Source organism: Pseudomonas sp. IT-P171 (assembly GCF_949767765.1).
Classification (GTDB): Bacteria; Pseudomonadota; Gammaproteobacteria; order Pseudomonadales; family Pseudomonadaceae; genus Aquipseudomonas; species Aquipseudomonas fluorescens_B.
Genome location: NZ_CATKQN010000009.1, coordinates 1 through 25,349, shown reverse-complemented (window position 1 = coordinate 25,349; position 25,349 = coordinate 1). Strand labels below are relative to the sequence as shown.

At 60.7% G+C, this 25,349-nt stretch carries 25 protein-coding genes and 1 pseudogene; 6 read left to right on the top strand and 20 right to left on the bottom strand.

The features are described from left to right. Positions 1-34: 34 nt before the first annotated feature. The 10 genes and pseudogenes from ACM6I5_RS07355 to ubiE form a co-directional block, all read right to left on the bottom strand. Positions 35-1,093 (bottom strand): annotated as a pseudogene (locus tag ACM6I5_RS07355) (methyl-accepting chemotaxis protein); the annotation flags it as partial. Between the two features lie 239 nt (positions 1,094-1,332). Continuing rightward, positions 1,333-2,040: a 16S rRNA (uracil(1498)-N(3))-methyltransferase gene (locus ACM6I5_RS07350; RefSeq protein WP_017336098.1), complete on the bottom strand. Its 708-nt coding sequence runs from the start codon at positions 2,038-2,040 to the stop codon at positions 1,333-1,335. Beyond that, positions 2,037-2,831: a twin-arginine translocase subunit TatC gene (gene tatC / locus ACM6I5_RS07345; protein ID WP_414883471.1), complete on the bottom strand. Its 795-nt coding sequence runs from the start codon at positions 2,829-2,831 to the stop codon at positions 2,037-2,039. The genes ACM6I5_RS07350 and tatC overlap by 4 nt, the downstream gene beginning before the upstream one ends. Further along, positions 2,828-3,289 carry a Sec-independent protein translocase protein TatB gene (tatB, locus tag ACM6I5_RS07340; RefSeq protein WP_017336099.1) on the bottom strand — a complete coding sequence of 154 codons (462 nt, stop codon included), beginning with the start codon at positions 3,287-3,289 and terminating at the stop codon, positions 2,828-2,830. The genes tatC and tatB overlap by 4 nt, the downstream gene beginning before the upstream one ends. A gap of 10 nt (positions 3,290-3,299) precedes the next feature. After that, complete coding sequence (locus ACM6I5_RS07335; protein WP_017336100.1) at positions 3,300-3,578, bottom strand: twin-arginine translocase TatA/TatE family subunit; 279 nt, start codon at positions 3,576-3,578, stop codon at positions 3,300-3,302. 25 nt (positions 3,579-3,603) lie between these two features. Beyond that, positions 3,604-3,936: a phosphoribosyl-ATP diphosphatase gene (locus ACM6I5_RS07330; protein ID WP_008047820.1), complete on the bottom strand. Its 333-nt coding sequence runs from the start codon at positions 3,934-3,936 to the stop codon at positions 3,604-3,606. Further along, positions 3,929-4,330, bottom strand: a complete 402-nt coding sequence (gene hisI, locus ACM6I5_RS07325) for a phosphoribosyl-AMP cyclohydrolase (protein ID WP_414883470.1) — start codon at positions 4,328-4,330, stop codon at positions 3,929-3,931. The genes ACM6I5_RS07330 and hisI overlap by 8 nt, the downstream gene beginning before the upstream one ends. Before the next feature lie 80 nt (positions 4,331-4,410). Beyond that, positions 4,411-6,015: a ubiquinone biosynthesis regulatory protein kinase UbiB gene (gene ubiB / locus ACM6I5_RS07320; RefSeq protein WP_414883469.1), complete on the bottom strand. Its 1,605-nt coding sequence runs from the start codon at positions 6,013-6,015 to the stop codon at positions 4,411-4,413. Continuing rightward, entirely contained in the window at positions 6,012-6,635 is a 624-nt protein-coding gene (locus ACM6I5_RS07315) for an SCP2 domain-containing protein (protein WP_017336103.1), read from the bottom strand. The genes ubiB and ACM6I5_RS07315 overlap by 4 nt, the downstream gene beginning before the upstream one ends. Beyond that, the gene (ubiE, locus tag ACM6I5_RS07310) at positions 6,635-7,405 is read right to left on the bottom strand and encodes a bifunctional demethylmenaquinone methyltransferase/2-methoxy-6-polyprenyl-1,4-benzoquinol methylase UbiE (RefSeq protein WP_007948968.1); all 771 of its coding nucleotides are present in this window, start codon (positions 7,403-7,405) and stop codon (positions 6,635-6,637) included. Before ubiE ends, ACM6I5_RS07315 begins: the two co-directional genes overlap by 1 nt. 155 nt (positions 7,406-7,560) lie before the next feature. On the opposite strand from ubiE, the gene ACM6I5_RS07305 reads away from it, so the two are divergent. The 3 genes from ACM6I5_RS07305 (at position 7,561) to ACM6I5_RS07295 (ending at position 9,429) form a co-directional block, all read left to right on the top strand. Continuing rightward, positions 7,561-7,836, top strand: a complete 276-nt coding sequence (locus ACM6I5_RS07305; RefSeq protein ID WP_017336104.1) for a polyhydroxyalkanoic acid system family protein — start codon at positions 7,561-7,563, stop codon at positions 7,834-7,836. Positions 7,837-8,114: 278 nt separating this feature from the next. Further along, positions 8,115-8,537 (top strand): phasin family protein, encoded by a 423-nt coding sequence (locus tag ACM6I5_RS07300; protein WP_017336105.1) that lies wholly within the window; start codon positions 8,115-8,117, stop codon positions 8,535-8,537. Between the two features lie 10 nt (positions 8,538-8,547). Further along, positions 8,548-9,429, top strand: coding sequence for a phasin family protein (locus ACM6I5_RS07295; protein WP_414883468.1), 882 nt, complete (start codon positions 8,548-8,550; stop codon positions 9,427-9,429). A 128-nt stretch (positions 9,430-9,557) separates the two neighbouring features. On the opposite strand, the gene ACM6I5_RS07290 is transcribed toward ACM6I5_RS07295, so the two are convergent. The 10 genes from ACM6I5_RS07290 to ACM6I5_RS07245 form a co-directional block, all read right to left on the bottom strand. Then, on the bottom strand, positions 9,558-10,178 hold the full coding sequence (locus ACM6I5_RS07290; protein WP_017336107.1) for a TetR/AcrR family transcriptional regulator: 621 nt from the start codon (positions 10,176-10,178) through the stop codon (positions 9,558-9,560). Between the two features lie 59 nt (positions 10,179-10,237). Further along, a complete protein-coding gene (gene phaC / locus ACM6I5_RS07285; RefSeq protein ID WP_414883467.1) occupies positions 10,238-11,920 on the bottom strand; it encodes a class II poly(R)-hydroxyalkanoic acid synthase in 1,683 nt (560 codons plus the stop codon). A 114-nt stretch (positions 11,921-12,034) separates the two neighbouring features. Beyond that, on the bottom strand, positions 12,035-12,889 hold the full coding sequence (phaZ, locus tag ACM6I5_RS07280; protein ID WP_010464458.1) for a poly(3-hydroxyalkanoate) depolymerase: 855 nt from the start codon (positions 12,887-12,889) through the stop codon (positions 12,035-12,037). 84 nt (positions 12,890-12,973) lie between these two features. Then, the gene (gene phaC, locus ACM6I5_RS07275; RefSeq protein WP_414879939.1) at positions 12,974-14,653 is read right to left on the bottom strand and encodes a class II poly(R)-hydroxyalkanoic acid synthase; all 1,680 of its coding nucleotides are present in this window, start codon (positions 14,651-14,653) and stop codon (positions 12,974-12,976) included. Between the two features lie 260 nt (positions 14,654-14,913). After that, complete coding sequence (locus ACM6I5_RS07270; protein ID WP_017336111.1) at positions 14,914-15,294, bottom strand: gamma-butyrobetaine hydroxylase-like domain-containing protein; 381 nt, start codon at positions 15,292-15,294, stop codon at positions 14,914-14,916. Between the two features lie 193 nt (positions 15,295-15,487). Further along, positions 15,488-16,825 carry an ATP-dependent protease ATPase subunit HslU gene (gene hslU / locus ACM6I5_RS07265; protein ID WP_017336112.1) on the bottom strand — a complete coding sequence of 446 codons (1,338 nt, stop codon included), beginning with the start codon at positions 16,823-16,825 and terminating at the stop codon, positions 15,488-15,490. Positions 16,826-16,880: 55 nt separating this feature from the next. After that, entirely contained in the window at positions 16,881-17,411 is a 531-nt protein-coding gene (gene hslV / locus ACM6I5_RS07260) for an ATP-dependent protease subunit HslV (protein WP_007899242.1), read from the bottom strand. A 288-nt stretch (positions 17,412-17,699) separates the two neighbouring features. Then, positions 17,700-18,398, bottom strand: coding sequence for an SPOR domain-containing protein (locus tag ACM6I5_RS07255; protein ID WP_017336113.1), 699 nt, complete (start codon positions 18,396-18,398; stop codon positions 17,700-17,702). A gap of 1 nt (position 18,399) precedes the next feature. After that, positions 18,400-20,136 (bottom strand): arginine--tRNA ligase, encoded by a 1,737-nt coding sequence (gene argS / locus ACM6I5_RS07250; RefSeq protein WP_414883505.1) that lies wholly within the window; start codon positions 20,134-20,136, stop codon positions 18,400-18,402. A gap of 267 nt (positions 20,137-20,403) precedes the next feature. Continuing rightward, positions 20,404-22,623 carry a primosomal protein N' gene (locus ACM6I5_RS07245; RefSeq protein WP_017336115.1) on the bottom strand — a complete coding sequence of 740 codons (2,220 nt, stop codon included), beginning with the start codon at positions 22,621-22,623 and terminating at the stop codon, positions 20,404-20,406. A 170-nt stretch (positions 22,624-22,793) separates the two neighbouring features. Between ACM6I5_RS07245 and rpmE the strand changes: the two genes are divergently transcribed. From rpmE to ACM6I5_RS07230, 3 genes are all read left to right on the top strand, one after another. Beyond that, positions 22,794-23,024 carry a 50S ribosomal protein L31 gene (gene rpmE / locus ACM6I5_RS07240; protein WP_414879940.1) on the top strand — a complete coding sequence of 77 codons (231 nt, stop codon included), beginning with the start codon at positions 22,794-22,796 and terminating at the stop codon, positions 23,022-23,024. Between the two features lie 14 nt (positions 23,025-23,038). Beyond that, complete coding sequence (locus ACM6I5_RS07235; protein WP_414879941.1) at positions 23,039-23,839, top strand: thermonuclease family protein; 801 nt, start codon at positions 23,039-23,041, stop codon at positions 23,837-23,839. A gap of 182 nt (positions 23,840-24,021) precedes the next feature. Then, positions 24,022-25,290: a malic enzyme-like NAD(P)-binding protein gene (locus ACM6I5_RS07230; RefSeq protein WP_017336118.1), complete on the top strand. Its 1,269-nt coding sequence runs from the start codon at positions 24,022-24,024 to the stop codon at positions 25,288-25,290. Positions 25,291-25,349: the final 59 nt, after the last annotated feature.

The window sequence follows — 25,349 nt, the reverse complement described above, 5'->3', positions numbered from 1 at the left end:
CGCTGATGCCGCCGATCAATTCGCGCAGACCCAGGGTCATGTTCTGCATGGCGCGCTGGAGTTGACCGAGTTCATCGTGGCGCTCGGAAACGAGGTTGTGGGTCAAGTCGCCGGCGGCAATGCGCTCGGCCACTTTCAGTGTCTGGCTCAACGGAATGACGATCTGCCGTGTGATCGCCCACGCCGCGAAGAGGCCGAAGACCAGCGCCAGGGAAGTGGCCAGCAACAGCATGTTCCTGGCGTGTGCCGCATCGGTGTCACGCACGACGGTTTGTGAGGCGGTGAGTTTCTTGCTGACTCCGAGCAGGATGTCGCCTTGCGCGGCCATGCGTTTCAGGGCATCAGCCGTCGCAACCTGCGAGTCACGGAACTGAGTGACCGCGGCTCGGTAGGCTTTGAGCGCTTCGCTGGCCTGTTGCAGATTGGCGGTGTGCTGCTGCGGCAGTTTCGATGGAAGGCTTTCGAGGCTGTTCAACGCGTTGGCGATGGCATCCAGCGCCGGTTGTTCGGCATCGGCCTTGCCACTATAGGTGTAGCCGCGAACCTGATAGCGGGCTTGTTGCAGCAGCTTGCTGACTTCCACCACGTTGTTGAAGTCAGCCACGTTGTCGCCTTGCAGCAGGGACTTCTCGACTTCAGTGACTCGCGCCACAGCGTTGTCGGCGTTGGCGCCGAGTTTGCTGCGAGCGTCTTCGCGGCTGGCGCCGGCCTGGGTCATGGCGGCGAAGGCTAGTTTATATTCGCTGACGGCGGTCAATTGCTGGTCGATCATCGCTACGTCGGCCGGTTGTTCGATCAACGTGCGCGCGGTTTTCAGTCCGGTATCGAGTTGGCCGAGCAGGTCGTTGACGGCGCCCGGACCTTGTTCGCCGCGGCGCATCTCGTAATCCAGACGGGCCAGGCGCAAATCCTTGGTCAGCTCATTGAGGCTGGAAATGAATCCCAGCTTGTCGCCGCGACTGATCACATTACCCAGGCCAGTCCAGCCGGTAGCGGTGATCAACACCGTCAGAAGCAGCACCAGACCGAAGCCGACACCCAGTTTGCGATTGACGCTGACGTTCCCCAGTTTCTCGGCTAGCCATCGGTACATGCTGCAACTCCCACGGACCACAAGTTGGTTTTATGGGAGGTGTATCGGCTGGCGGGCGGAAATCTGTAGGCGCAGCACGAGCTTGGCTTGGTTAACCTGTGACGAGGGAGCTTGCTCCCGCTCGGCGGCGCAGCCGGCGTAAAACAGTCGCCGCGATATTGGGGATTAAATGCGGTGGCCGCTTCGAGCGGGAGCAAGCTCCCTCGCCACGGGGTTTGGAGCGAAGCTCGGGGACCGGATTAGAACAGGCGTGCAAGCAACGCAGTGACGGCAGTCTCTACGCGCAGGATGCGCTCGCCGAGCTGCACCGGTTGCAGGCCGGATTTGCCGAGTAAATCGATTTCGTAGGGAATCCAGCCGCCTTCCGGGCCGATGGCCAGGGTCACCGGTTCGTCCAGGCCGCGGGGGCAGGGCGGGTAATTGCCGGGGTGACCGACCAGGCCGAGGGTGCCTTCGGTGATCGCGGGCAGTCGATCTTCGACGAACGGTTTGAAGCGTTTTTCGATGACAATTTCAGGCAACACGCTATCTCTTGCCTGCTCGAGGCCGAGGATCAGTTGCTCGCGAATCGCTTCAGGTTCGAGAAACGGGGTCTGCCAAAAGCTCTTCTCGACGCGGTAGCTGTTTACCAGCACGATTCGCGGCACACCCATGGCCGCCACGGTCTGAAACACCCGACGGAGCATTTTGGGCCGCGGCAGGGCCAATACCAGGGTCAGCGGCAACTTGGCCGGTGGTGGTTGGTCGAGGGTGACACGCAGTTCGGCTTCATCGCTGTCCAGACGCAGCACTTCGGCCGAACCCATCAGGCCGCCGATACGCCCGACGCGCAGGCTGTCACCCACTTCACAGCGGTGAACTTCCTGCATGTGCGTCAACCGGCGATCGCGCAGGACCACTCGGTCGGCCGCAATGAAATCGGCCTCTTCGAGGAGCAGCAGGTTCACGCTTGGGTCGCTGGCGGCTGGTCGTTGTGATCGTCGGCCGGTTGGTCGTCCGGGTGGTCGCCGCGCTTGCTGATCAGGCCGCCGAACAGGATGCCGATTTCAAACAGCAGCCACATCGGTACGGCCAGCAGCGTCTGCGAAAAGATGTCCGGTGGCGTCAGGATCATGCCGACCACGAAGCAGCCAATGATCACGTACGGGCGGATTTTCTTCAGGTATTTGACGTCGACCACGCCGATCCATACCAGCAGCACCACGGCCACCGGGATCTCGAACGCTACGCCGAAGGCGAAGAACAGCGTCATGACGAAATCGAGGTAGCTGCTGATGTCGGTCATCATCTCCACGCCGGCCGGGGTGGCGGCGGCGAAGAATTTGAAGATCAGCGGGAACACCAGGTAGTAGGCGAACGCCATGCCGGCGTAAAACAGCATGATGCTCGATACCAGCAAGGGTACGGCGATGCGTTTTTCATGTTTGTACAAGCCCGGCGCAATGAAGCCCCAGATCTGATGCAGGATCACCGGAATTGCCAGGAACAGCGACACCATCATGGTCAGCTTCAGTGGCGTCAAAAACGGCGACGACACGTCGGTGGCGATCATCGTCGCGCCCACCGGCAGGTACTGGCGCAACGGCGTCGAGACGAAGGTGTAGATCTGCTGGGTGAAGGCGAACAACCCGGCGAAGATGATGAAGATCGCCGCTACGCAGCGCAGCAGACGGGTACGCAACTCGGTGAGGTGCGAAACCAGCGGCATGTGCTGGTCGTTTTCTGGGAGATCGCTCATGAGACTCGCGGCGGCAAAGTGGTGTCGTGAGGGGCCGGCGTTGTCGGCGCGGCGGCAGGAGCAACAGGTTCTACGGATGCGACAGCCGCTGCCGGTTCAACAGTTTTCACCGTTTCCGTTGGTGCCGCGACAGGTGCAGCTTCTGCAATCGGTGCATGAATCGTCTGCTCCGCCACAGGTTCAACCGGCTGAACCGGCGTAGCCTCCTGCTGGGTCGGCGTGAAGATTTTCCGTGCCTCCTGCTCCAGCGACAGGATGTGCTCGTTGTGCAGTTGCCGACGAATCTCGTCGGCACCGATTTCACGTTCAACTTCCTGTTTGATCGCGTTGAAGCTGCGCTTCAGGCGCCCGACCCACAGGCCGGCCGTGCGCGCAGCCCCCGGCAGACGTTCGGGGCCCAGCACCAGCAGGGCCACGAGGCCGACGAGCAGCAGTTCAGAGAAGCTGATACCAAACATTAGTCAGTGCTCACACGTCTTTGCGGATCGGCTCTTCGACTTTTTGCGCCTGCACGTCGATGGTGTGCGGCTGGTTCACGGACTGTGTGGTCTGTGGCTGAACCGGTGGCACCGGCTGGGCCGGGGTCACAGTCGGGTCAACCGGCTTGTCTTCATCGTTCATGGCTTTGCGAAAGCCCTTGATCGACTCGCCCACGTCAGTGCCGAGGTTTTTCAGTTTCTTGGTGCCGAACACCAGAACGACAACAACCAGGATGACGATCCAGTGTTTCCAGTCAAAAATGCCCATGTTGCTGCTCCTCTCTAATAATTGTTCAGGCGGACGGGCGCGAGGCTTTCTCGGCGTGTCCGGACAGACCGAAACGACGGTCCAGTTCATCGAGTACAGCCTGTGGATGCTGCCCCAGTTGGGCAAGCATGACCATGCTGTGGAACCAAAGGTCGGCAGTCTCGTAGATCACGTCGCTGCAGTCACCGCTGATGGCGGCGTCCTTGGCGGCAATGATGGTCTCGACCGACTCTTCGCCGACTTTTTCCAGAATCTTGTTCAAGCCCTTGTGGTACAGGCTGGCGACATACGAGCTGTCGGCGGCGGCGCCTTTGCGCTCTTCCAGTACCTCGGCCAGTCGGGTCAGGGTGTCACTCATGGGTGTGTCCTGCGCAATAGATAGCGTGCGGGTCTTTCAGGACCGGATCGACGGTTTTCCAGTCGCCGTTCTCGAAGACGCGGTAGAAGCAGCTTTGACGGCCGGTATGGCAGGCAATGTCGCCGATCTGCTCGACCATCAGGATGATCACGTCGGCGTCACAGTCGAGGCGCATCTCATGCAGGGTTTGCACGTGACCGGACTCTTCGCCCTTGCGCCACAGCTTGCCACGGGAACGTGACCAGTAAATGGCACGGTTTTCGGCAACGGTCAGTTCCAGCGCTTCACGGTTCATCCAGGCCATCATCAGGACGCGCCCGGTCTTGTGATCCTGGGCAATTGCCGGCACCAGGCCATCGGCGTCCCACTTGATCTCGTCCAGCCAGTTTTTCATCTTCGACTCCGACAGCGGGCCCCGCACTTCATTAGCAGGGCCCAACGTTCAAACAGTGTGCCAGTGGATCACACAACTGGCTATCGGCGAACGACCAGATACAAACCGACGGCCATCATGATCCCGGCCGGCCAGTAAGCCAGTTCATTCAGCGGCCCGCCAACGGCGAGTATTGCGCCGCCGGCCAGATGGGCTGTGCCGAGCAGCCGCAGGAACCAGTCGTCCCGGCGCCGATGCCACGGTGGCGGCGGGTCGTAGGCGTGGGGCTGGGACATGCGTTCGAGCAGATCACGCGCCATGTTGGCCAGGTGCGGCAGTTGCTCGAACTGGCTCTGCACGTTGCCGAGCAAGGCCTTGGGGCTGACGCGTTCACGCATCCAGCGTTCGAGGAACGGTTGGGCGGTATTCCACAAATCGAGGTCCGGGTACAACTGACGGCCCAGGCCTTCGATGTTCAACAGGGTTTTTTGCAGCAGCACCAGCTGCGGCTGCACTTCCATGTTGAAGCGTCGAGCGGTCTGGAACAGGCGCATCAGCACTTGGCCGAATGAAATATCTTTTAACGGTTTTTCGAAGATTGGCTCGCACACCGTGCGGATCGCCGCTTCGAATTCGTTGAGTTTGGTTTCCGCCGGCACCCAGCCCGAATCGATGTGCAGTTGCGCCACACGACGGTAATCACGCTTGAAAAACGCGAACAGGTTGCGCGCCAGGTAATCCTGGTCTTCCGGGGTCAGGCTGCCGACGATGCCGCAGTCGATCGCAATGTATTGCGGGCTCCACGGGTTGACGGTGCTGACGAAGATGTTGCCGGGGTGCATGTCGGCGTGGAAGAAACTGTCGCGGAACACCTGGGTGAAGAAAATTTCCACGCCGCGCTCGGCGAGCATTTTCATGTCGGTGCGTTGATCGGCGAGGGTCTCCAGATCGGTCACCTGAATCCCGTAGATGCGTTCCATCACCAGCACTTTCGGCCGGCACCAGTCCCAATAGACTTGCGGCACGTACAGCAACGGCGAGCCATCGAAGTTGCGTTTCAACTGGCTGGCGTTGGCCGCCTCGCGCAGCAGGTCGAGTTCGTCGTAGATGGTTTTTTCGTAGTCGCTGACCACGTCCACCGGGTGCAGCAGGCGTGCATCGGCCGAGAGCTTTTCCGCGGCGCGGGCGAGGATGAACAGCCACGCCAAGTCCTGGGCGATGATCGGCTTCAGGCCCGGGCGGATGACTTTGACGACGACCTCTTCACCGGTTTTCAGCTGCGCGGCATGCACCTGCGCCACCGAAGCGGAAGCCAGCGGTTCGACGTCAAAGCGGCTGAACACTTCACTGATTTTCTTGCCGAGCTGTTCTTCGATCAGCTTGATCGACACTTGCGAATCGAACGGCGGCACGCGGTCCTGCAACTTCATCAGCTCGTCGGCGATGTCTTCCGGCAGCAGGTCGCGGCGGGTGGACAGGATCTGCCCGAACTTGATGAAAATCGGCCCCAGGTCCTGCAGCGCCAGGCGCAATCGGGCGCCACGGCTCAGGTCCAGCGTCTTGCGCGGGAACCAGCGCCACGGCAAGGCGTAGCGCAGCGCCAGCAGAAACCACGGCAGCGGCAGGGCGAACAGCAGGTCATCAAGGCGGTAGCGAATCACAACGCGCTGGATGCGCAACAAACGGCGGACGGCAAGCAGCTTCATGCGTTATCGCTTGGGTCGAGGGATCGGGAAAGGCGCTCGAAACGCGCCTCGAGACGTTCCAGATCGAGTTTGATCTGGTCCAGTTCACTGAAACGGGCTTCGGCTTCGCGCTGACCGACGAGGGTGCGCGATTCTTCGGCCAGGTATTCGCCCAGGTTCTGATTGAGGCTGGCGAACCCTTGCTGATACCAGCGTGCGCGGCTGCGCAGGTGACCGCCGACCAGGGACGTGGCGACGGGGCCGAGCCAGCGCGAGAGTTCGTACTCCCAGTCCAGCTCGAGGTCCTGAAGGATCGCCGCCAGTTCCAGCAACACGCCGCTGTCACCGTCGAGTTCAACTTCAGGGCCATGCAGGACCGAGGTCTTGTCCTTGCTCATCGCCAGTTTCAACAGGCTGGAGGCCGGTGCACGCAAGGTGCAGTCGGCGCCGGTTTCCCAGTGAGAGGCCAGCATCAAGCCTTCGTCGCTGGGCAAAATGAACAGTTGCAGCGCCGGGCTGCGGCAGTCGACGGCAATCACCTTGCCGCTCAAATGCGCCAGCCGCGGCAGCGCCGTGCTGTCGAGACGCAGCACCCGGTTCAGACCGAGTTCAACGCTGGCGAGCAGGCCGGCCAGCAGCATCAGGGTTTGATGCCGCGGTGCAGGGCGACGATGCCTGCGGTCATGTTGTGATAGGTCACGCGATCGAAACCGGCCTCGACCATCATCGACTTCAGGGTTTCCTGGTTCGGGTGCATGCGGATCGATTCGGCCAGGTAGCGATAGCTTTCCGAGTCGTTGGTGATCAGCTTGCCCATCAGTGGCATGAAGGCGAACGAGTAGGCGTCGTAAGCTTTGGACATCAGCGCGTTGGTCGGTTTGGAGAACTCCAGCACCAGCAAACGGCCACCCGGCTTGAGTACACGCAGCATCGAGCGCAGGGCGTCTTCTTTATGCGTGACGTTGCGCAGGCCGAAAGCGATGGTCACGCAGTCGAAGTGGTTGTCCGGGAACGGCAGCTTTTCAGCATCGGCCTGGACGAATTCGACGTTGCCGGCCACGCCGAGATCCAGCAGGCGGTCACGACCGACCTTGAGCATGGATTCGTTGATGTCGGCCAACACCACCTGGCCGGTCGGGCCCACGAGGTGCGAGAATTTCTTGGTCAGGTCGCCGGTGCCACCGGCGATGTCCAACACGCGGTTGCCGGTGCGCACGCCCGACAGCTCGATCGCGAAACGCTTCCACAAGCGGTGCATGCCGCCCGACAGGAGGTCGTTCATCAAGTCGTACTTGGCGGCTACCGAGTGGAAAACCTCAGCGACTTTTTCCGCTTTTTGGCTTTCCGGAACGTTTTTGAAACCGAAGTGAGTGGTGGGTTCGGCATCGCTGCCTTTGCGCTGATCAGTCATATCGCTGTCACCAGAAGAGAATGCGGGACATTCTAATCCCGGTGGCCTGCTTTGTCTTGGCAAGGCTGAAGGTAAGATAGGCAACCGCCGGGACGTTTTGCCGCAGCAGCGGTCAAGATGCTTCAGGAAAGTATCCATAAAGCAGGAGTCATTCGATGGCCCGTATTAGTGTTGAGCGTGCCCACGGCCTGGGCAAGGAAGCGGCCCGCGAGAAGGCCGACCAGTTGGCGCAGAAGCTGTCCGATCAATATGGCCTGGAGCCGCAGTGGTCTGGCGATACCCTGAACCTCAAGCGTTCCGGGGTGAAAGGCGCAGTGCATGTCAGCGAAGATTCGATCCGCGTCGATGTGGAGTTGGGCCTGATGATGTCGGCCATGAGCGGCATGATCAAATCGGAAATCGAAAAGGCCCTCGATAAAGCCCTCGCCTGAGATCGAGCCTATACCTGTGGCGAGGGAGCTTGCTCCCGCTGGGGTGCGAAGCGCCTCCAACGCTGGCACTGCATATTCTCAGGGACATTCGGTTCGCCTGTTTTCGACTGCTGCGCAGTCGAGCGGGAGCAAGCGCCCTCGCCACAATTGATCTCGGTCATGCAGCACCTGTTTATGTCAGTTGTTAGGGTGCCGTTTCTAATTTTTCTCCCTACTTTGTGCCTGAGCCCGACACTTTCGCGGGCAGTTCCTCAAACCTTCTGCGCGTGAGGTGCACCATGGCCAAAGTTATTTTGAAGAAAAAAATCGACGCTTCGACAACTGCTCTGAGCGACGTCAAATCCTATGCCCGCAAGATCTGGCTGGCAGGCCTGGGTGCCTACACCAAGGTCGGCCAAGAGGGCAGCGAGTATTTTCAAGAGCTGGTAAAAGCGGGTCAAACCGTTGAAACCAAAGGCAAAAAAGTAGTCTCCGAGAAACTTGAAGCCGCTAACGCCGAGATCGATGAAGCCAAGAGTGAAGTAAGCACATTCAAAGGCAAGGTCGAACTTCAACTCGACAAGGTCGAGAAGGCTTTCGACTCGCGTGTTGCAAGTGCCTTGAATCGTATCGGCATTCCGTCTAAACATGACGTTGAGACACTCTCTGCTAAGCTCGATGAGCTGACGGCATTGCTCGAACGCGTCGCGCGTAAATCTTAAGGAGAACGGGATGGCTGGTAAAAAGAACACCGAAAAAGAAGGCAGCTCGTGGATTGGGAAAGTCGAAGACTACTCCCGCAAAATCTGGCTGGCTGGTTTAGGCGTGTACTCGAAGATCGACACTGACGGCAGCAAGCTCTTCGATGCATTGGTCAAAGACGGCGAGAAAGCCGAGAAGCTCACCAAGAACGCAGTTGGCAAAAAAGTCGACGACGTCAAGGACTCCGCTTCCTCGGCCAAGTCGCGCATCAGTGGCGTGAAAGATCGTGCGCTGGGCAAGTGGGATGAGCTGGAAGGCGCTTTCGACAAGCGCCTGAACAGCGCCATTTCGCGTCTGGGCGTACCAAGCCGTAATGAAGTGAAAGCGCTGCACAGCAAGGTCGATACCCTGACCAAGCAAATCGAACGACTCACCGGTGCCAAGGTTGCGCCTGTTGCGGCGAAAACCGCAGCGGCCAAACCTGCTGCTAAAACGGCTGCCAAGCCACTGGCAAAAGCAGCCGCTAAACCGGCTGCCAAACCCGCTGCAAAAGCAGCGGCCAAGCCTGCTGCCAAAACGGCTGCTGCCAAACCTGCCGCAGCCAAGCCAGCGGCCAAACCGGTCGCCGCCAAAGCCGCAGCTAAACCAGCCGCCAAGCCAGCCGCCAAGCCTGCAGCGAAAACCGCAGCCGCCAAACCGGCAGCCAAGCCAGCGGCAAAACCTGCCGCAGCGAAGAAGCCAGCAGTGAAAAAACCGGCAGCGCCGAAAGCCGCTGCACCCAAACCAGCAGTGGCTGCCGCCAAACCGGCAACCCCGTCGACTGTAAGCGCATCGAACTCCGCTTCCGCGCCGACCCCTGCTGCAACCCCGACTGCCGCGCCAGCTCCATCGACGCCAACCAGTCAGTCCTGATTCCAGGGCTCAAAAAAACGCCCGGCCTGTAAAGGCCGGGCGTTTTTGTTTGTGCACGATTCTGCAAACACCGCGGCCCCTGTGGGAGCTAGCAGGCTGGCTCCCACAGGGGCCGCGGTGTTCGGGGGTTATTCGTGTTCTTCGAGGTATTGCAGCGCCAGCTGTTCAGTCGCAACCTTGATCGGCGGCAGCAGATGCGGCGCCACCAGCATCATGATCTGGTACACCACCAGTCTCACTTCACCCTCACGATCCAGAATCCGCTGATAGTCCAGCGAGAACAGCAGCGTCATGGTGATCTGCTCCACCAGTTGCCCCAGCGCCTGCGTGTCGCTGACCAACAGCCCTTGAGCCTTCAGCCGCGCCAGCAATGAAGCCAGCGTGCGCTTCAGTGCATTGAGCAGATTGCGTATTCCTTTGGCCAGTTTCGGCAACCGCCCGGCGAGGTTCGACAGGTCCTGGAACAGAAACCGGTAATGAGCCAGGCGCTCTACGATCAAATGCAGAAACAGCCAATAGTCTTCAGGGGCCAGTTCCACGTCGGACGGCGGATCGAGCAGCGGCGCGAGTTCCGCCTGGAAACGTTCGAACAACCCGAGAATCAGCGGTTCCTTGCCGTGGAAGTGGTAGTAGAGGTTGCCCGGGCTGATGCCCATTTCGTTGGCAACTTCCATGGTGGAGACGTTCGGTTCGCCCTTCTGGTTAAACAACTGCAGGGCACATTCGAGGATCCGGTCGCGGGTTTTCATCCAGTCTTCTTAATGATCAGGTCATGCCACGGTCGATGCCGGCCGTGGTGTGTTGAGCGTCAGCGCACGCGCACGTAAGTACCGGGTGCTGCCTCCATCGGTGGATAGTTCTGGTTGCCGAGCGCCATGTGGGTTTCTTTCTGTGTGCCCGAGCGTTCCTGGATCCAGCCCAGCCACTGCGTCCACCAACTGCCGTCGACTTGTTTGGCGTCGTAATACCAGGCCCGGGGATCGCCGCTCAGTTTTGTGCTTTCGATGAAATTGGCTTTCGGGTTGGAAGGCGGGTTGAGGATACTCTGCACATGCCCGCTGTTGGACAGCAAGAAGCGCCGCTCGCCACCCAGCAGCAGGGTCGAGCGGTACACGGCATCCCATGGGGTGATGTGGTCGTTGATGCCGGCCACGCTGAAGCTGTCGACCGTGACTTTCTGCAAATCGATCGGCGTGCCGCACACTTCAAGACCCCCTGGATGACTCAGCGGGTTGTGCTTGAAGAAGTCCAGCAGGTCACCGTGAAAGGCCGCCGGCAGACGCGTGTTGTCGTTGTTCCAGTAGAGAATGTCGAACGCCGGCGGCTCCTTGCCCAGCAGGTAGTTGTTGACGAAGTAGCTCCAGATCAAATCGTTGGGGCGCATCCAGGCGAAGACCTTGGCCATGTCGCGGCCATCCAGTACGCCTTTCTGATATGACCGACGCTTGGCCGCTTCCAGTGTCTGTTCGTCGGCGAACAGGGTCGCGGGGCTCTCCATCTGACTGTCGAGCAGGCTCACCAGATAGGTTGCGCTGGATACCCTGCGCAATTGTCGTTTGGCTTGCAAATGGCCTTGCAGCGCGGCGATGGTCAGCCCGCCAGCGCAAGCGCCCATCAGATTCACGTCCCGGGCACCGGTAATCTCCCGGCACACATTCATCGCTTCTTCGACGGCTTCGACGTACGTCGATAGGCCCCATTCGCGATGACGCACATCCGGGTTGCGCCAACTGATCATGAAGGTCTGCAGGCCGTTTTTCAGGGCAAACTGAACGAAGCTGTTGCTCGGGCTCAGGTCGAAAATGTAGTACTTGTTGATCTGTGGCGGCACCACCAGCAGCGGTTTGGAATACTGCTTCTCGCTCATCGGCTTGTACTGGATCAGCTCCAGCAGCTCATTGCGAAACACCACGGAGCCGGTGGTGGTGGCGACCGTTTTGCCGACCTCGAACGCCTGCTTGGTGACTTGCCTGGGCAGGCCGTCGTTGTGCAGGAAATCATCGACCAGATGACCGATGCCGCGCACCAGACTGTTGCCGCCGGAGTTGAAGATCTCCTTGATCGCCAGCGGATTGAGCAGGGTGTTGGACGGTGACACCGCATCGTTGAGCAAGGCGAACGCGAAGTGGGCGCGGGCGCGATCGTCCGGGTTCATGTTGCTTTCGTCGATCCAGCTTTTGACCTGCTTCTGCCAACTCAGGTACGCCTGCAGGCTGCGGCGATAAAACGGATTGAGGCTCCAGGCCGGGTCGGCGAAGCGACTGTCATGCGGGTTGGTCGGGTGCAGGGTTTCGCCCAGCAACACCCGCCCCAATTGACCGCCCAGCTTCAAGGCGTGTCGGGCGCTGTGCACCGGGTTGCGCAAACCATGGGCGGCAACACTGCGCAGGGTTGACAGCAGATCCCGACCACGCAGGCCGGTAATCGCACTCTGTGCGTTGATGAACGCGGCGGGAGTGGGCAGAAACTCCTTCGTTGGTTTTTCGCGCATGAATCAACACTCCTTCGTCTTCAGGCCTAAAACAAATACACCGAACCAGAACACCATAGACGCTGTAACGGGTTGTTGCGCGGCGCGGCGTCCTGCCGACCGACGATGAGTCGGCTAACCGCCCAATGGCGCCGGATGCGGATGCATCACGGCGCGCTGCCGTTCTTCCTCGAGGAATTTCATGATGATCGGCGCCACAGCCTCGGCGCGGGTGATCAGGAACAGATGCCCGTCATCGATGATGTGCAACTGAGCATTGGGAATCCGCCAGGCCAGCATGCGCATGTTGATCAACGGGATCAGAGGATCATCGTCACCTGCCAGCACCAGCGTCGGCTGGTTGATCTTGTGCAGCCAGTGAATGCTGGTCCAGCCGAGGCCGGCGAACAGCTGCCAGTAGTAACCGAGCTTGCCGGCCGAACGCACCTTTGCCGCATGGCTGGCGGCGAGTGTCGGATCGCGTCGGAACGAGCCGCCGTAGATCATTGGCGCAATGCGAATCACGTGAGAGGGCTGGATGTAGCGCCGTGGACTGGCCATCATCCACAGCACTTTCGGCTTGCCCGGCACCATCACCGCACCTGCCGCCGTCGCCGCCAGCACCAGTTTTTTGCAGCGCTCGGGATAGTCGTAGGCAAACTGCTGGGCGAGGGCGCCGCCCCACGACACACCGATCACGTTGACTTGCCCGTAATCGAGATAATCGAGCATCCGTGCCGTGAGTTTGGCCAGACCCGGAAAACGATACGGCCGGTTCGGTGTCGACGAGCCGCCAACACCCGGGACATCGAAAGCGATGACTTCGAGGTCCGGGTCCAACGCCGCGACGAACGGAAACACCAGCTCCAGGTTGGCGCCGATGCCATTGAAAATCAGCAAGGGCGTCAAGTGAGGCTTGCCGGGGCGTACCGCCGTGCGGAGGGTCTGGCCATCCAGGTCGACGGTACGAAAAATGAACGGTTGCGGCATGCTTCAAGCCCTGTGGGTTAATTATCCCGATCCGCTGCAGGCGCTGAGCAGGCTCCGCTCCTGCAGCGGATCGGGGTGTGTCATTTACCGCTCATGTACGTAAGTGCCTGGTGCAGCTTCACCCGCGGGGTAAGCCTTGTTGCCCAGTTTTGTCGGAGCTTTTTTCAGTTCGCCCGAACGTTCCGCTTGCCAGGCCTGCCAGTGCAGCCACCAGGAATCGGTGTGCTTGGTGGAATTTTCCTGCCAGTCCTCGGCCTTCACCGGCATCTCGGTGCTGGTCATGTAACGTGATTTCGGATTGCCCGGCGGGTTCAGAATGCTCTGGATATGCCCGCTGCTGGACAACACGAACTCAACCTTGCCACCGAACAGTTGCGCCGATTTGTAGCAGGACTTCCACGGGGTGATGTGGTCGTTGGTGCCGGCCAGGGAATAGATGTCCGCCGTGACCTGTTTCAGATCAATCGGCGTGCCGCACACTTCCAGTGCGTCCGGACGAATCAGCGGGTTGTTTTTGAACATCTCGATCAGGTCGCCGTGGAATGCGGCGGGCAACCGTGTGGTGTCGTTGTTCCAGAACAGAATGTCGAACACCGGCGGCTCGTTGCCGAGCAGGTAGTTGTTGACCCAGTAGTTCCAGATCAGATCGTTGGGCCGCATCCAGGCGAAGACCTTCGCCATGTCACGGCCTTCCAGCACACCGGCCTGATAGGAATGACGCTTGGCGGCTTCGAGGGTCTGCTCGTCGACGAACAGGGCCACGTCGCTGTCCAGGGTGGTGTCCAGCACGCTCACCAGCAAGGTGAGGGCGTTGACCTTCTTCTCGCCGATCGCGGCGTAGTGGCCCAGCAGCGCGGTGCAGGTGATACCGCCCGAGCAGGCGCCGAGCATGTTCACGTCTTTGCTGCCGGTGATCGCGGTGACCACGTCGACCGCTTCCTTGAGCGCTTCGATGTAGGTCGAAAGACCCCACTCGCGTTGCTCCTTGGTCGGGTTGCGCCAGCTGACGATGAAAGTCTGCACGTGATTGCGCAGGCAAAAACGCGCCAGGCTTTTGTCCGGGCTCAGGTCGAATACATAGAACTTGTTGATCTGCGGCGGCACCACCAGCAAGGGGCGCTCGTGCACCTGCTCGGTGGTCGGCCGGTACTGGATCAGCTCCAGCACGTCGTTGCGAAAGACCACGGCGCCTTCGGTCACGCCCAGGCTCTTGCCGACTTCGAACGCGCCCATGTTGACCTGGCTCGGCATACCGCCGTTGTGCACCAGATCCTTGGCCAGGTGCGAGAGGCCGTCGAGCAGGCTCTTGCCACCGGTTTCGAAGAAACGTTTGACCGCCGCCGGGTTGGCCGCACTGTTGGTCGGGGCCATGGCCTCGGTCATGAGGTTGATCACGAAATGCCCGCGTGCCACATCCTTGGGCCCGAGGTTGCTGTCGTCGATCCAGTCGTGGAGTTCCTTGCGCCACGCCAGGTAAGTTTGCAGATAACGTTTGTAGAGCGGGTTCTGACTCCAGGCCGGATCGTGGAAGCGACGGTCATCGCTGGTCGGTTGCAGCTCGGACTTGCCGAAGAGCACGTTCTTGAGTTCAAGGCCGAAATGAGCGACATGCCTGGCGCTATGAATCGGTTGCCGGATGGCCTGCCTGAGCACCATTCGAGCAGAAGCCAGTAGATCCTTTCCACGCAGCCCAACGACAGGATTCAGCCCCAGGGTGTTTTCCGAGGCCTGATACTTCAAGTCATCGTTATTCTTGTTACTCATCTACGACGCTCCATTGTCCTGAGACGAGTACCAGGGTCCAGCTGTGTAGGTACACAGCCAATGCCAGGTACTACTGCTCGGGTGACCGTTAATTCTGCATCGCTGCTTTTTTGTTCGCAGAGAGCACTGCAGGGAACTTGCCAGCTCCATTGGTTACCCGAGTTTAATTTTTTTCGCAAGCAGGCCAATGACTGGCCTCGCGGCCAAGCATTCAAACAGATGAAATTAGAAAATGCCCTCTAAAGCGCAAGAAGCCTGGGCTAGAGCATCAGCTTGACGACAGACTCGTTCGGGTCGCGGGTCTTTCCGGCCGCTTTCAGTTCGGCAAGATAATCGTTCCAGAGATCCTCCTGACGCACGCCCAACTGGTACAAGTAATCCCAGGTGAACAGGCCGCTGTCGTGGCCATCGTCGAAGGTCAATTTCAGTGCGTACTGACCGGCCGGTTCTACCTTGGTCAGGCCTACGCCGATCTTGCCAAATTGCAGGATAGGTTTGCCGTGGCCCTGGACCTCGGCGGAAGGAGAGTGCACGCGCAGGAACTCGGCGGGCAAGTGATGCTCCTCGCCGGACGCGTATTTCAGCGACAGGGTTTTCGAGGCTTTGTGCAGCTTGATGTCGGTGGGGAGTTGGGTCGTCATGGGCCGGTCATCCGTCTTGAGGGTGGCGGGTGATCCTGTGGCGAGGGAGCTTGCTCCCGCTCGGCTGCGCAGCAGTCGTAAATCCGGCGAACGGGTTTTGCTGACAGACAGCATTCGCCGATTTCGGGGCCGCTTCGCGACCCAGCGGGAGCGAGCTCCCTCGCCACAGGAGCCCGCTCACACAGAATGTTGCTTACAGGATATAACGGGACAGGTCTTCGTTCTGCGCCAATTCGCCCAGGTGGCTGTTGACGTAGTCGGCGTCGATCAGGATCACCTTGCCGTCGTGGGCGCTGGCCAGGTCACCGGCGCTGAACGACACCTCTTCGAGCAGTCGCTCAAGCAAGGTGTGCAGGCGACGGGCACCGATGTTCTCGGTCTTCTCGTTGACCTGCCAGGCGATCTCGGCGATGCGCTTGATGCCGTCCGGCTGGAACTCGATGGCCAGGCCTTCGGTTTTCAGCAGTGCGCAATATTGCTCGGTGAGCGACGCGTGCGGCTCGCTGAGAATGCGTTCGAAATCTTCCGGTGTCAGCGCTTTCAGCTCGACACGGATCGGCAGACGACCTTGCAACTCAGGCACCAGATCGCTCGGCTTGCTCAAGTGGAATGCGCCGGAAGCGATGAACAGGATGTGGTCGGTCTTGACCATGCCCAGTTTGGTGTTGACGGTGCAGCCTTCGATCAGCGGCAGCAGGTCGCGCTGTACGCCTTCACGAGACACATCGACGCCACCGGAGTTACCGCGCTTGGCCACCTTGTCGATCTCGTCGATGAACACAATGCCGTGCTGCTCGACCGCTTCCAGCGCCTTGGCCTTCAACTCTTCATCGTTGACCAGGCGGCTGGCTTCTTCGTCGCGCACCAGCTTCAGCGCTTCCTTGACCTTAAGCTTGCGGCTCTTGCGTTTGCCCTTGCCCATGTTGGCGAACAGGCTTTGCAGCTGGTTGGTCATTTCTTCCATGCCCGGTGGCGCGGAGATATCGACGCCGGCCACTTCGGCGACTTCGATTTCGATCTCCTTGTCATCCAGCTGACCTTCGCGCAGGCGCTTGCGGAACAGCTGGCGGGTGTTGGAGTCGGCCGACGGGGTGTCATCGTTGCTGAAACCCATGCGCGCCGGTGGCAGCAGGGCGTCGAGGATGCGCTCTTCGGCGGCGTCTTCGGCGCGGTGGCGAACCTTGGTCATTTCCTGTTCGCGCAGCAGCTTGATAGCGGCGTCAGCCAGATCACGAATGATCGACTCGACGTCGCGACCGACGTAGCCGACCTCGGTGAACTTGGTCGCTTCGACCTTGATGAACGGCGCGTTGGCCAGTTTGGCCAGGCGACGGGCGATCTCGGTTTTACCGACACCGGTCGGGCCGATCATCAGGATGTTCTTGGGTGTGACTTCAACGCGCAGTTCTTCCGGCAGCTGCATCCGGCGCCAGCGGTTGCGCAGCGCGATGGCGACGGCGCGCTTGGCATCGTCCTGGCCGATGATGTGACGATTGAGTTCGTGGACGATTTCACGGGGAGTCATGGACATAGTAATTGGCGGTCCTCAAGCAAAAGTGAGCCGTGGCGCTAAGGCCGGAACAGGCTTACTCGGCGAGGTCCTGCTCCTCAATGGTGAAGGTGTGGTTGGTGAATACGCAGATGTCGCCGGCGATGCCGAGCGCGGTTTCGACGATTTCGCGGGCGGACAGATCGGTTTTCTTCAGCAGCGCGCTGGCGGCAGCCTGGGCGTAACCGCCACCGGAACCCATGGCGATCAGGCCTTCTTCGGGTTCGACCACGTCGCCGTTGCCGGTGATGATCAGGGACGCGTCTTTGTTGGCGACCGCGAGCATGGCTTCGAGGCGGCTGAGGGAGCGGTCGGTGCGCCATTCTTTGGCGAGTTCGACGGCGGCGCGAACCAGGTGACCTTGATGTTTCTCGAGCTGGCCTTCGAAGCGCTCGAAGAGGGTGAAGGCGTCAGCGGTGGCCCCGGCAAAACCGGCGATAACCTGGCCGTGGTAAAGGCGACGAACTTTCTTCGCGTTGCCTTTCATCACGGTATTGCCGAGAGAAACCTGGCCGTCGCCGCCCATGACGACTTTGCCGTGGCGGCGAACTGAAACGATGGTGGTCAAGGGAGAGTCTCCACGCAGCGGGGCGAAAATGCCTTATGCCAACTCATATGGGGGTGGTGGAGCGTTTTTCAACTGCGGGGTATGGCGGGGGACGAGCGGTGTGCAGCTCGCAAAAAAGGCTTGGAGCGAATACCTGTGGCGAGGGAGCTTGCTCCCGCTCGGCTGCGAAGCAGTCGTAAATCCGGCCATCGCGGTTTGTCTATAAGCCGCGATGGCTGAATTGGGAGCGCTTCGCACTCCAGCGGGAGCAAGCTCCCTCGCCACAAAGCAGGTTGTGTCCCGGGGGAATCAGCGGTTCTGGCGTTGTTGTAACAACAGGTTGCTGAAGCCCGCGCCGGCCAGTTGCTTCTGCGCGGTGGTCAGTTGTTCGCGGTTGCTGAACGGTCCAACCAAAACGCGATACCAGGTCTCGTCTTTGACCGTGCCGGATTCAACCGCCACCGCCTGACCGAGCAAGATGATCTGCGCACGCACCTTGTCGGCATCGGCTTCCTTGCGGAACGAGCCGGCCTGCAGGAAAAACTTGGTCACCGGCGCGGCCTTGGCCACGGGGGGCGGCGGTGGCGGGGTGATGCCGGCCAATGCCGCTTGAGCGCGCGCAGTGTCGATCTTCGCCGCTTCCGCTGGTGTGACCGGCGTGGTCGGTACAGCCGGCGTCGGCGGCGTTTTCTCCGGCACGGCATCCGGCGGCACGATCACTTCCGATTCCGGCAGCAGGGTGTAGAAGTCGTACTTCGGCTTCACCGGTTGCGTCGGGCTCGGCGGGGTCTTGTTGGCCTCGGCGATCTTGCTGGCTTTCTGCTGCTCGATCTTCTCGCGCTTGACGCTCTCGCTACCCTTGCCTGGTTCCAGCTTCATCAGGAACACAATGAACGCGCCGACCGTCAGGCCGATGGCCATCCACAGCCAGCCCGGAATCGGTTGCTTTGCAGGAGCTTGGTAACGGCTGGCGCCACGCTTGGGTGCAGGTTTTTTCTTGGCAGCCAACTTACATACGCTCCAGAGTTTCCAGACCCAAGAGTTCCAGGCCTTGCTTGAGAGTGCGGCCGGTCAGCGCGGCGAGGCGCAGGCGGCTTTGCATTTGCGCCGGGGTTTCAGCGCTGAGGATCGGGCAGTTCTCGTAGAAGCTGGAGAACAGGCCGGCAACGTCGTACAGGTAAGTGCAGAGGATGTGCGGGGTGCCTTTCTCGGCCACGTTGTTCAGTATTTCACCGAATTGCGCGAGTTTGGCAGCCAGCTCATGTTCATGCGCGGCGTCCAGGACGATCTGCCCTTCGACTTCGCTGAAGTCCTTGCCGAGCTTGCGGAACACGCCCGCCACGCGGGTATACGCGTACAGCAGGTACGGCGCGGTGTTGCCTTCGAAGTTCAGCATCAGGTCGAAGTTGAAGCTGTAGTCGCTGGTGCGGTGCTTGGACAGGTCGGCGTATTTCACCGCGCCAATGCCCACGACCTTGGCGATGTTGCGCAGCTCGGCCTCGGCCAGCTCCGGGTTCTTGTCCTTCACCAGGGTGTAGGCGCGTTCCTGGGCTTCGGTCAGCAGGTCGATCAGCTTCACGGTGCCGCCATCACGGGTCTTGAACGGACGGCCATCGGCGCCATTCATGGTGCCGAAGCCCATGTGTTCCATTTCCATCGGGTGCGTCACGAAGCCGGCCTTGCGGGCGACCGCGAACACTTGCTGGAAGTGCAGGGCCTGGCGCTGGTCGACAAAATACAGCGCGCGATCAGCCTTCAGCTTGCCGCTGCGGTAACGCACGGCCGCCAGGTCGGTGGTCGCATAGAGGTAGCCGCCATCCGCCTTGACGATGATCACCGGCAGCGGGTCGCCGTCGGCGTTCTTGAATTCGTCGAGGAACACGCACTGCGCGCCGTTGCTCTCGACCAGCAGGCCGGCGGCCTTGAGGTCGTTGACCACGTTGATCAGGTCGTCGTTGTAGGCGCTTTCGCCCATCACGTCGGCCATGGTCAGTTTGACGTTCAGCAGTTCGTAGATTTTCTGGCAGTGGGACAGCGAGATGTCCTTGAACTTGGTCCACAGCGCCAGGCAGTCCGGGTCGCCGGCTTGCAGCTTGACCACCAGGCCACGGGCGCGGTCGGCGAACTCTTCGGATTCGTCGAAGCGTTGCTTGGCGGCGCGGTAGAAGTTTTCCAGGTCAGACAGCTCGTCGCTGGTGATCGGGTTTTCCTGCAAGTACGCCATCAACATGCCGAACTGGGTGCCCCAGTCGCCCACGTGGTTCTGGCGGATCACTTCGTCGCCGAGGAATTCCAGCACGCGGGCCACGCCGTCGCCGATGATGGTCGAGCGCAAGTGACCGACGTGCATCTCTTTTGCCAGGTTCGGTGCCGACAGATCGACAACCGTGCGTTGCACCGGGCCGGCCTTGCGTACGCCGACGTGCTCGTCGGCCAACGCGGCGTCGAGGCGCGTAGCCAGGGCCTGGGTGTTCTGGAAGAAGTTCAGGAAGCCAGGGCCGGCGATTTCGGTCTTGGTGACGTTCTCGTCGGCCGGCAGTGCGGCGATGATTTTCTCGGCCAGATCCCGCGGCTTCATGCCTGCAGGCTTGGCCAGCATCATGGCGATGTTGCTGGCGAAATCGCCGTTCTTCTTGTCGCGGGAGTTTTCCACCTGGATCGCCGGCGACAGGCCTTCAGGCAACACACCTTCGTTGACGAGTTGGGTGATGGCTTGTTGGATCAGCTGGCGAATGGTGTCTTTCATGGTCTTCTCTTTCGACCGCAAGCGCGGCGGCGCTTCGATGCGCTGGTGGAAAAACTGGGCATTATCCGTTGCGAAGGCGGGCTTGCCAACCATTGTAGGTTCATTGCGGACTTACGGCGGATGATTCCCTTTTGGCGAGGGAGCTTGCTCCCGCTGGGGCGCGTAGCGGTCCTAAATCAGTCGCCTTAATCTGTCTGGCGGTTCTCGGTTGGCAGTTTTGCGGCCGCTTCGCAACCGAGCGGGAGCAAGCTCCCTCGCCACTGGGTTTCAGTATAAATCCACAGGGTCGACATCCAGCGACCAGCGCACCGCCCGCCCGCTCGGCATCTGCTCCAGTACCAGCAACCAATTGGCCAGTAACCGATGCAGCGGCGCCCGCGCCGTCGCTTGCAGTAACAACTGCGCGCGATAACGCCCGGCCCGGCGTTCCATCGGCGCCGGCACTGGCCCTAGCAGCTCGATCCCGGTCAGGTTCTGTTCGGCCAGCAACCGTTCAGCCTCACTGCATGCTTCATCCAGAAACCCTTCCGCCTGCCCCGGTTTGTGCGCTTCCGCCCGCAGCAGCGCCAAATGCGCAAATGGCGGCAAACCGGCAGAACGCCGCTCGCTCAGCGCCTGCTCGGCAAAGGCGAAGTAACCTTGTTCGGTCAATTGCACCAGCAGCGGATGATCCGCCAGATGCGTCTGGATAATCACTTTGCCCGGCTCTTCAGCCCGGCCCGCACGTCCGGCCACCTGAACGATCAGTTGCGCCATGCGCTCGCTGGCGCGGAAGTCGCCGGAGAACAGTCCGCCGTCGGCATCGAGAATCGACACCAGCGTTACCCGTGGAAAGTGATGCCCTTTGGCAAGCATCTGCGTGCCCACCAGAATGCATGGCTGACCCTTCTGAATGGTCGCGAACAACTGATTCATCGCGTCCTTGCGCGATGTGCTGTCGCGGTCGACCCGCAGCACCGGCACGTCCGGAAACAGGATGGCCAGGCGTTCTTCGGCACGTTCGGTGCCGGCGCCGACGGGTCGCAAGTCGACCTTGCCGCATTTCGGACAGTGCCGGGGCACGCGTTCGACGTAGCCGCAATGGTGGCAGCGCAGTTCGCCGGAGCGCTGGTGCACGGTCATCCGCGCATCGCAGCGCTGGCATTCGGACATCCAGCCACAGTCGTGGCACAACAGCGTCGGCGCGAAACCTCGACGGTTGAGAAACACCAACACTTGTTGGCCGGCTGCGAGTGTCTGGCCAATGGCTTGCTGCATTGGCCCGGAAATACCGCTGTCGAGCGGGCGACTTTTCACATCCAGGCGAAGGAAGCGCGGTTGCTTCGCGCCGCCCGCCCGCTCGTTCAGCCGTAGGAGGCCGTACCGACCGGTGTAGGCGTTGTGCAGGCTTTCCAGCGAAGGCGTGGCAGAGCCGAGCACGATCGGGATGTTTTCCTGTCGTGCGCGCACCAATGCCAGGTCGCGGGCGTGATAGCGCAGGCCTTCCTGCTGTTTATAGGAGCCGTCGTGCTCTTCGTCGATGATGATCAGGCCGGGATTTTTCATCGGTGTGAACAGCGCCGAGCGGGTGCCGATAATAATGTCGGCGTCGCCATCCCGGGCGGCGAGCCAGGCTTCAAGACGCTCGCGGTCGTTGACCGCCGAGTGGATCAGCGCGATGCGCGCATTGAATCGTTGCTCGAAGCGCGCCAGGGTTTGCGGGCCGAGGTTGATCTCCGGGATCAACACCAGTGCTTGCTTGCCGGCTTCGAGGGTTTCACGAATCAGCTGCAAATAGACTTCGGTCTTGCCGCTGCCGGTGACGCCGGCCAGCAGGAACGCGTGATAACTGTCGAACCCGGCGCGAATCGCTTCATAAGCGGCGCGTTGCTCAGGGTTGAGCGGCAACTCGGGTTGCGCCAGCCAATGCTCGTGGCGCGCGCCGGGAGCGTGCTTGCGGATTTCGACTTGCACCAGGTCCTTGGCCAGCAGCAGGTCGAGGCTGTCCTTGCTCAGCATCAGTTTGCTCAGCAATTGATGAGCGACGCCGTGGGGATGCTGGGCCAGTGTCGCCAGCGCTTCACGCTGACGCGGGGCGCGGGCGATACGCGGGTCATCGAGGCTGGCGCCAGGCGCGGCGGACCAGAAACGTTCCTGGCGCGCTTCGGCCAGCTCACCCTGACGCAACAACACCGGCAGCGCCCAGCTCAAGGTGTCGCCGAGGCTGTGCTGATAATACTGAGAGGTCCACAGGCACAGCTTGAATAATGCGGGTGGCAAGGGCGGTGTGGCGTCGAGCAGGGCCAGGGCCGGTTTGAGTTTTTCTGCCGGTACTTCACTGGTGTCGGTGACCTCCACCAGAATCCCGATCATCTCCCGCCGGCCGAACGGCACCCGCAAGCGCATGCCCGGTTGCAACTGGTCGCGCAGGACCCCGGCAGGGGCGCGGTAATCGAACAGGCGGCGCAGGGGCGAAGGCAGGGCGAGGCGCAGAATGGCGTCGGGCACGCGGCTATTTTCTCGATGATTGAGCGGTGAGGAAGGCCGGGAGCCTAGCAGACGGTCGGTCTCAGCGACAGCTTGCGTGATTGAGATTGTCTGGTAGAATCCGCGGCCTAATTACGTGCGGTATTCAACAATGGTGTTGAGTGGCGGCACGCTAGCCTGAGGAATTCATCATGAAAGCCGATATCCATCCAACATACGAAATCACCGCAGTTACCTGCAGCTGTGGCAACAAGTTCGAAACTCGTTCGAACCTGGCCAAGCCTCTGGCGATCGACGTATGCAACGAGTGCCACCCGTTCTACACCGGTAAGCAGAAGACTCTGGATACTGGCGGCCGTGTACAGCGCTTCGCAGACCGCTTCGGTGCTTTCGGCAAGAAGCCTGTTGCTGCAGCAGAGTAAGGTTCGAAAGCCCCATGGGCTTTACCTTGCTAATGAAAAAGGCGTCCCTCGTGGGCGCCTTTTTTGTGTCCGCGATTTGGTTCTCGGGCGCCCAGGCCTTCTGCCCTGTGCCGAGTGGGCTGGCGTCGGTCGCGGTGCAACGCGTGGTGGATGGCGACACAGTGCGCCTGAGCGATGGCCGCAGTGTGCGCATGATTGGCTTGAATACGCCGGAGCTGGGCAAGCAGGGCCGCTCCGACGAGCCGTTCGCCGTGGCGGCGCGCAAACGTCTGGAAGCCTTGGTGGCTGCCAGCGACGGGCGGGTCGGCGTGCTCCCGGGTAAAGAGAGCAAGGATCACTACGGTCGCACCCTTGCACATCTCTATGGCGCCGATGGCGTCAACCTCGAGGCGCAGATGCTCGCTGAGGGCCTTGGGTTTCAGGTGGCGGTCGCGCCGAATGTCGATCTGGTCACCTGTCAGCAAGCGGCAGAACACAGTGCGCGACAGGCCGGGCTCGGCGTTTGGCGTCAGTCACCTGTACTGAAAGCGGAGCAGATCAACGCGTCCGGTTTCGCCGTGGTCAGTGGGCGTGTGAGCAAGGTTCAGCGCAATCGCGGCGGCGTTTGGATCGAGTTGCAGGATTCGCTTGTACTGCGAGTTGCACCCAATTTACTGGGGCAGTTCGACGTCGCGGCGCTGGAGCGCCTGAAGGGCAAGCAGATCGAGGCACGTGGCTGGGTGGTGGACCGTTCCCGCCGTGGCGGATTGAAACAGGGGCAGGCGCGCTGGCTCCTGCCTCTGACCGATCCGGCGATGCTGCAAGCGGCGCCCTGATAAAAAATTGTAGACATTTTTTATGTCGATTGTGAACAGTCTATCCCTTATGTTCCGTGGCTCTTGGCCCAAAGTCGTAGGGCCGGGCGCTTGACAGGGGTGACTGGTCAGTCTTGTGGGGACTTTGCGAGGCGCGTATCCTCGCTGACCAGTCTGTCCAACAGTAAAAGCGGAATGCCCCCATGTCTGATCTGAAAACTGCCGCTCTCGAATATCACGCCCATCCTCGTCCAGGTAAGCTGAGTGTCGAGCTCACCAAGGCCACCGCTACCGCCCGCGACCTGTCGCTGGCCTACAGCCCCGGCGTAGCCGAACCAGTACGCGAAATCGCTCGCGACCCTGAACTGGCCTACAAATACACCGGCAAAGGCAACCTGGTTGCAGTCATTTCCGATGGCACCGCGATTCTGGGCCTGGGCAACCTCGGCCCGTTGGCTTCCAAGCCCGTGATGGAAGGTAAAGGCGTGCTGTTCAAGCGCTTCGCCGGCATCGACGTATTCGACATCGAAGTCGATTCCGAAAGCCCGCAAGCCTTCATCGACACCGTTAAGCGTATCTCCATTACCTTCGGTGGCATCAACCTGGAAGACATCAAGGCGCCTGAGTGCTTTGAGATCGAACGTGCTCTGATCGAGCAGTGCGACATTCCAGTGTTCCACGATGACCAGCATGGCACCGCGATCGTGACCGCGGCCGGTATGATCAACGCCCTGGAAATCGCTGGCAAAACCCTCGCCGACGCCAAGATCGTCTGCCTGGGCGCCGGTGCTGCCGCCATCTCCTGCATGAAATTGCTGGTGAGCATGGGCGCCAACATCGAAAACATCTACATGGTCGACCGTACCGGTGTGATCCACTCCGGCCGTGACGACCTGAACCAGTACAAGGCTGTCTTCGCTCACGCGACCGACAAGCGCACCCTGGCAGATGCCCTGCAAGGCGCGGACGTGTTCGTTGGCCTGTCCGGCCCGAACCTGCTGAGCGCTGAGGGCCTGAAGTCCATGGCGGCCAACCCGATCGTATTCGCGTGCTCGAACCCGGATCCGGAAATCGCCCCGGAACTGGCTCACGCTACCCGTGACGACGTGATCATGGCCACCGGCCGTTCGGACTACCCGAACCAGGTCAACAACGTACTGGGCTTCCCGTTCATCTTCCGTGGTGCCCTGGACGTTCGCGCCAAGCGCATCAACGAAGAGATGAAAGTGGCGGCGGCCAACGCCCTGCGTGAACTGGCCAAACTGCCGGTTCCTCAGGAAGTGTGCGACGCTTACGGCGGCATCAAACTGGAATTCGGCCGTGAGTACATCATCCCGAAACCAATGGATGCCCGCCTGATCACCCTGATCTCCGATGCCGTGGCCAAGGCTGCGATCGAGACCGGTGTGGCCACCCTGCCGTATCCGAAGAACTACCCGCTGAAAAGCGTGGATGACGTGTTCAACGGCTAAGCCTTAGTCGCATCAAAAAAAGCCCCGGCTCTGGTGAGTCGGGGCTTTTTTGTGCCTGC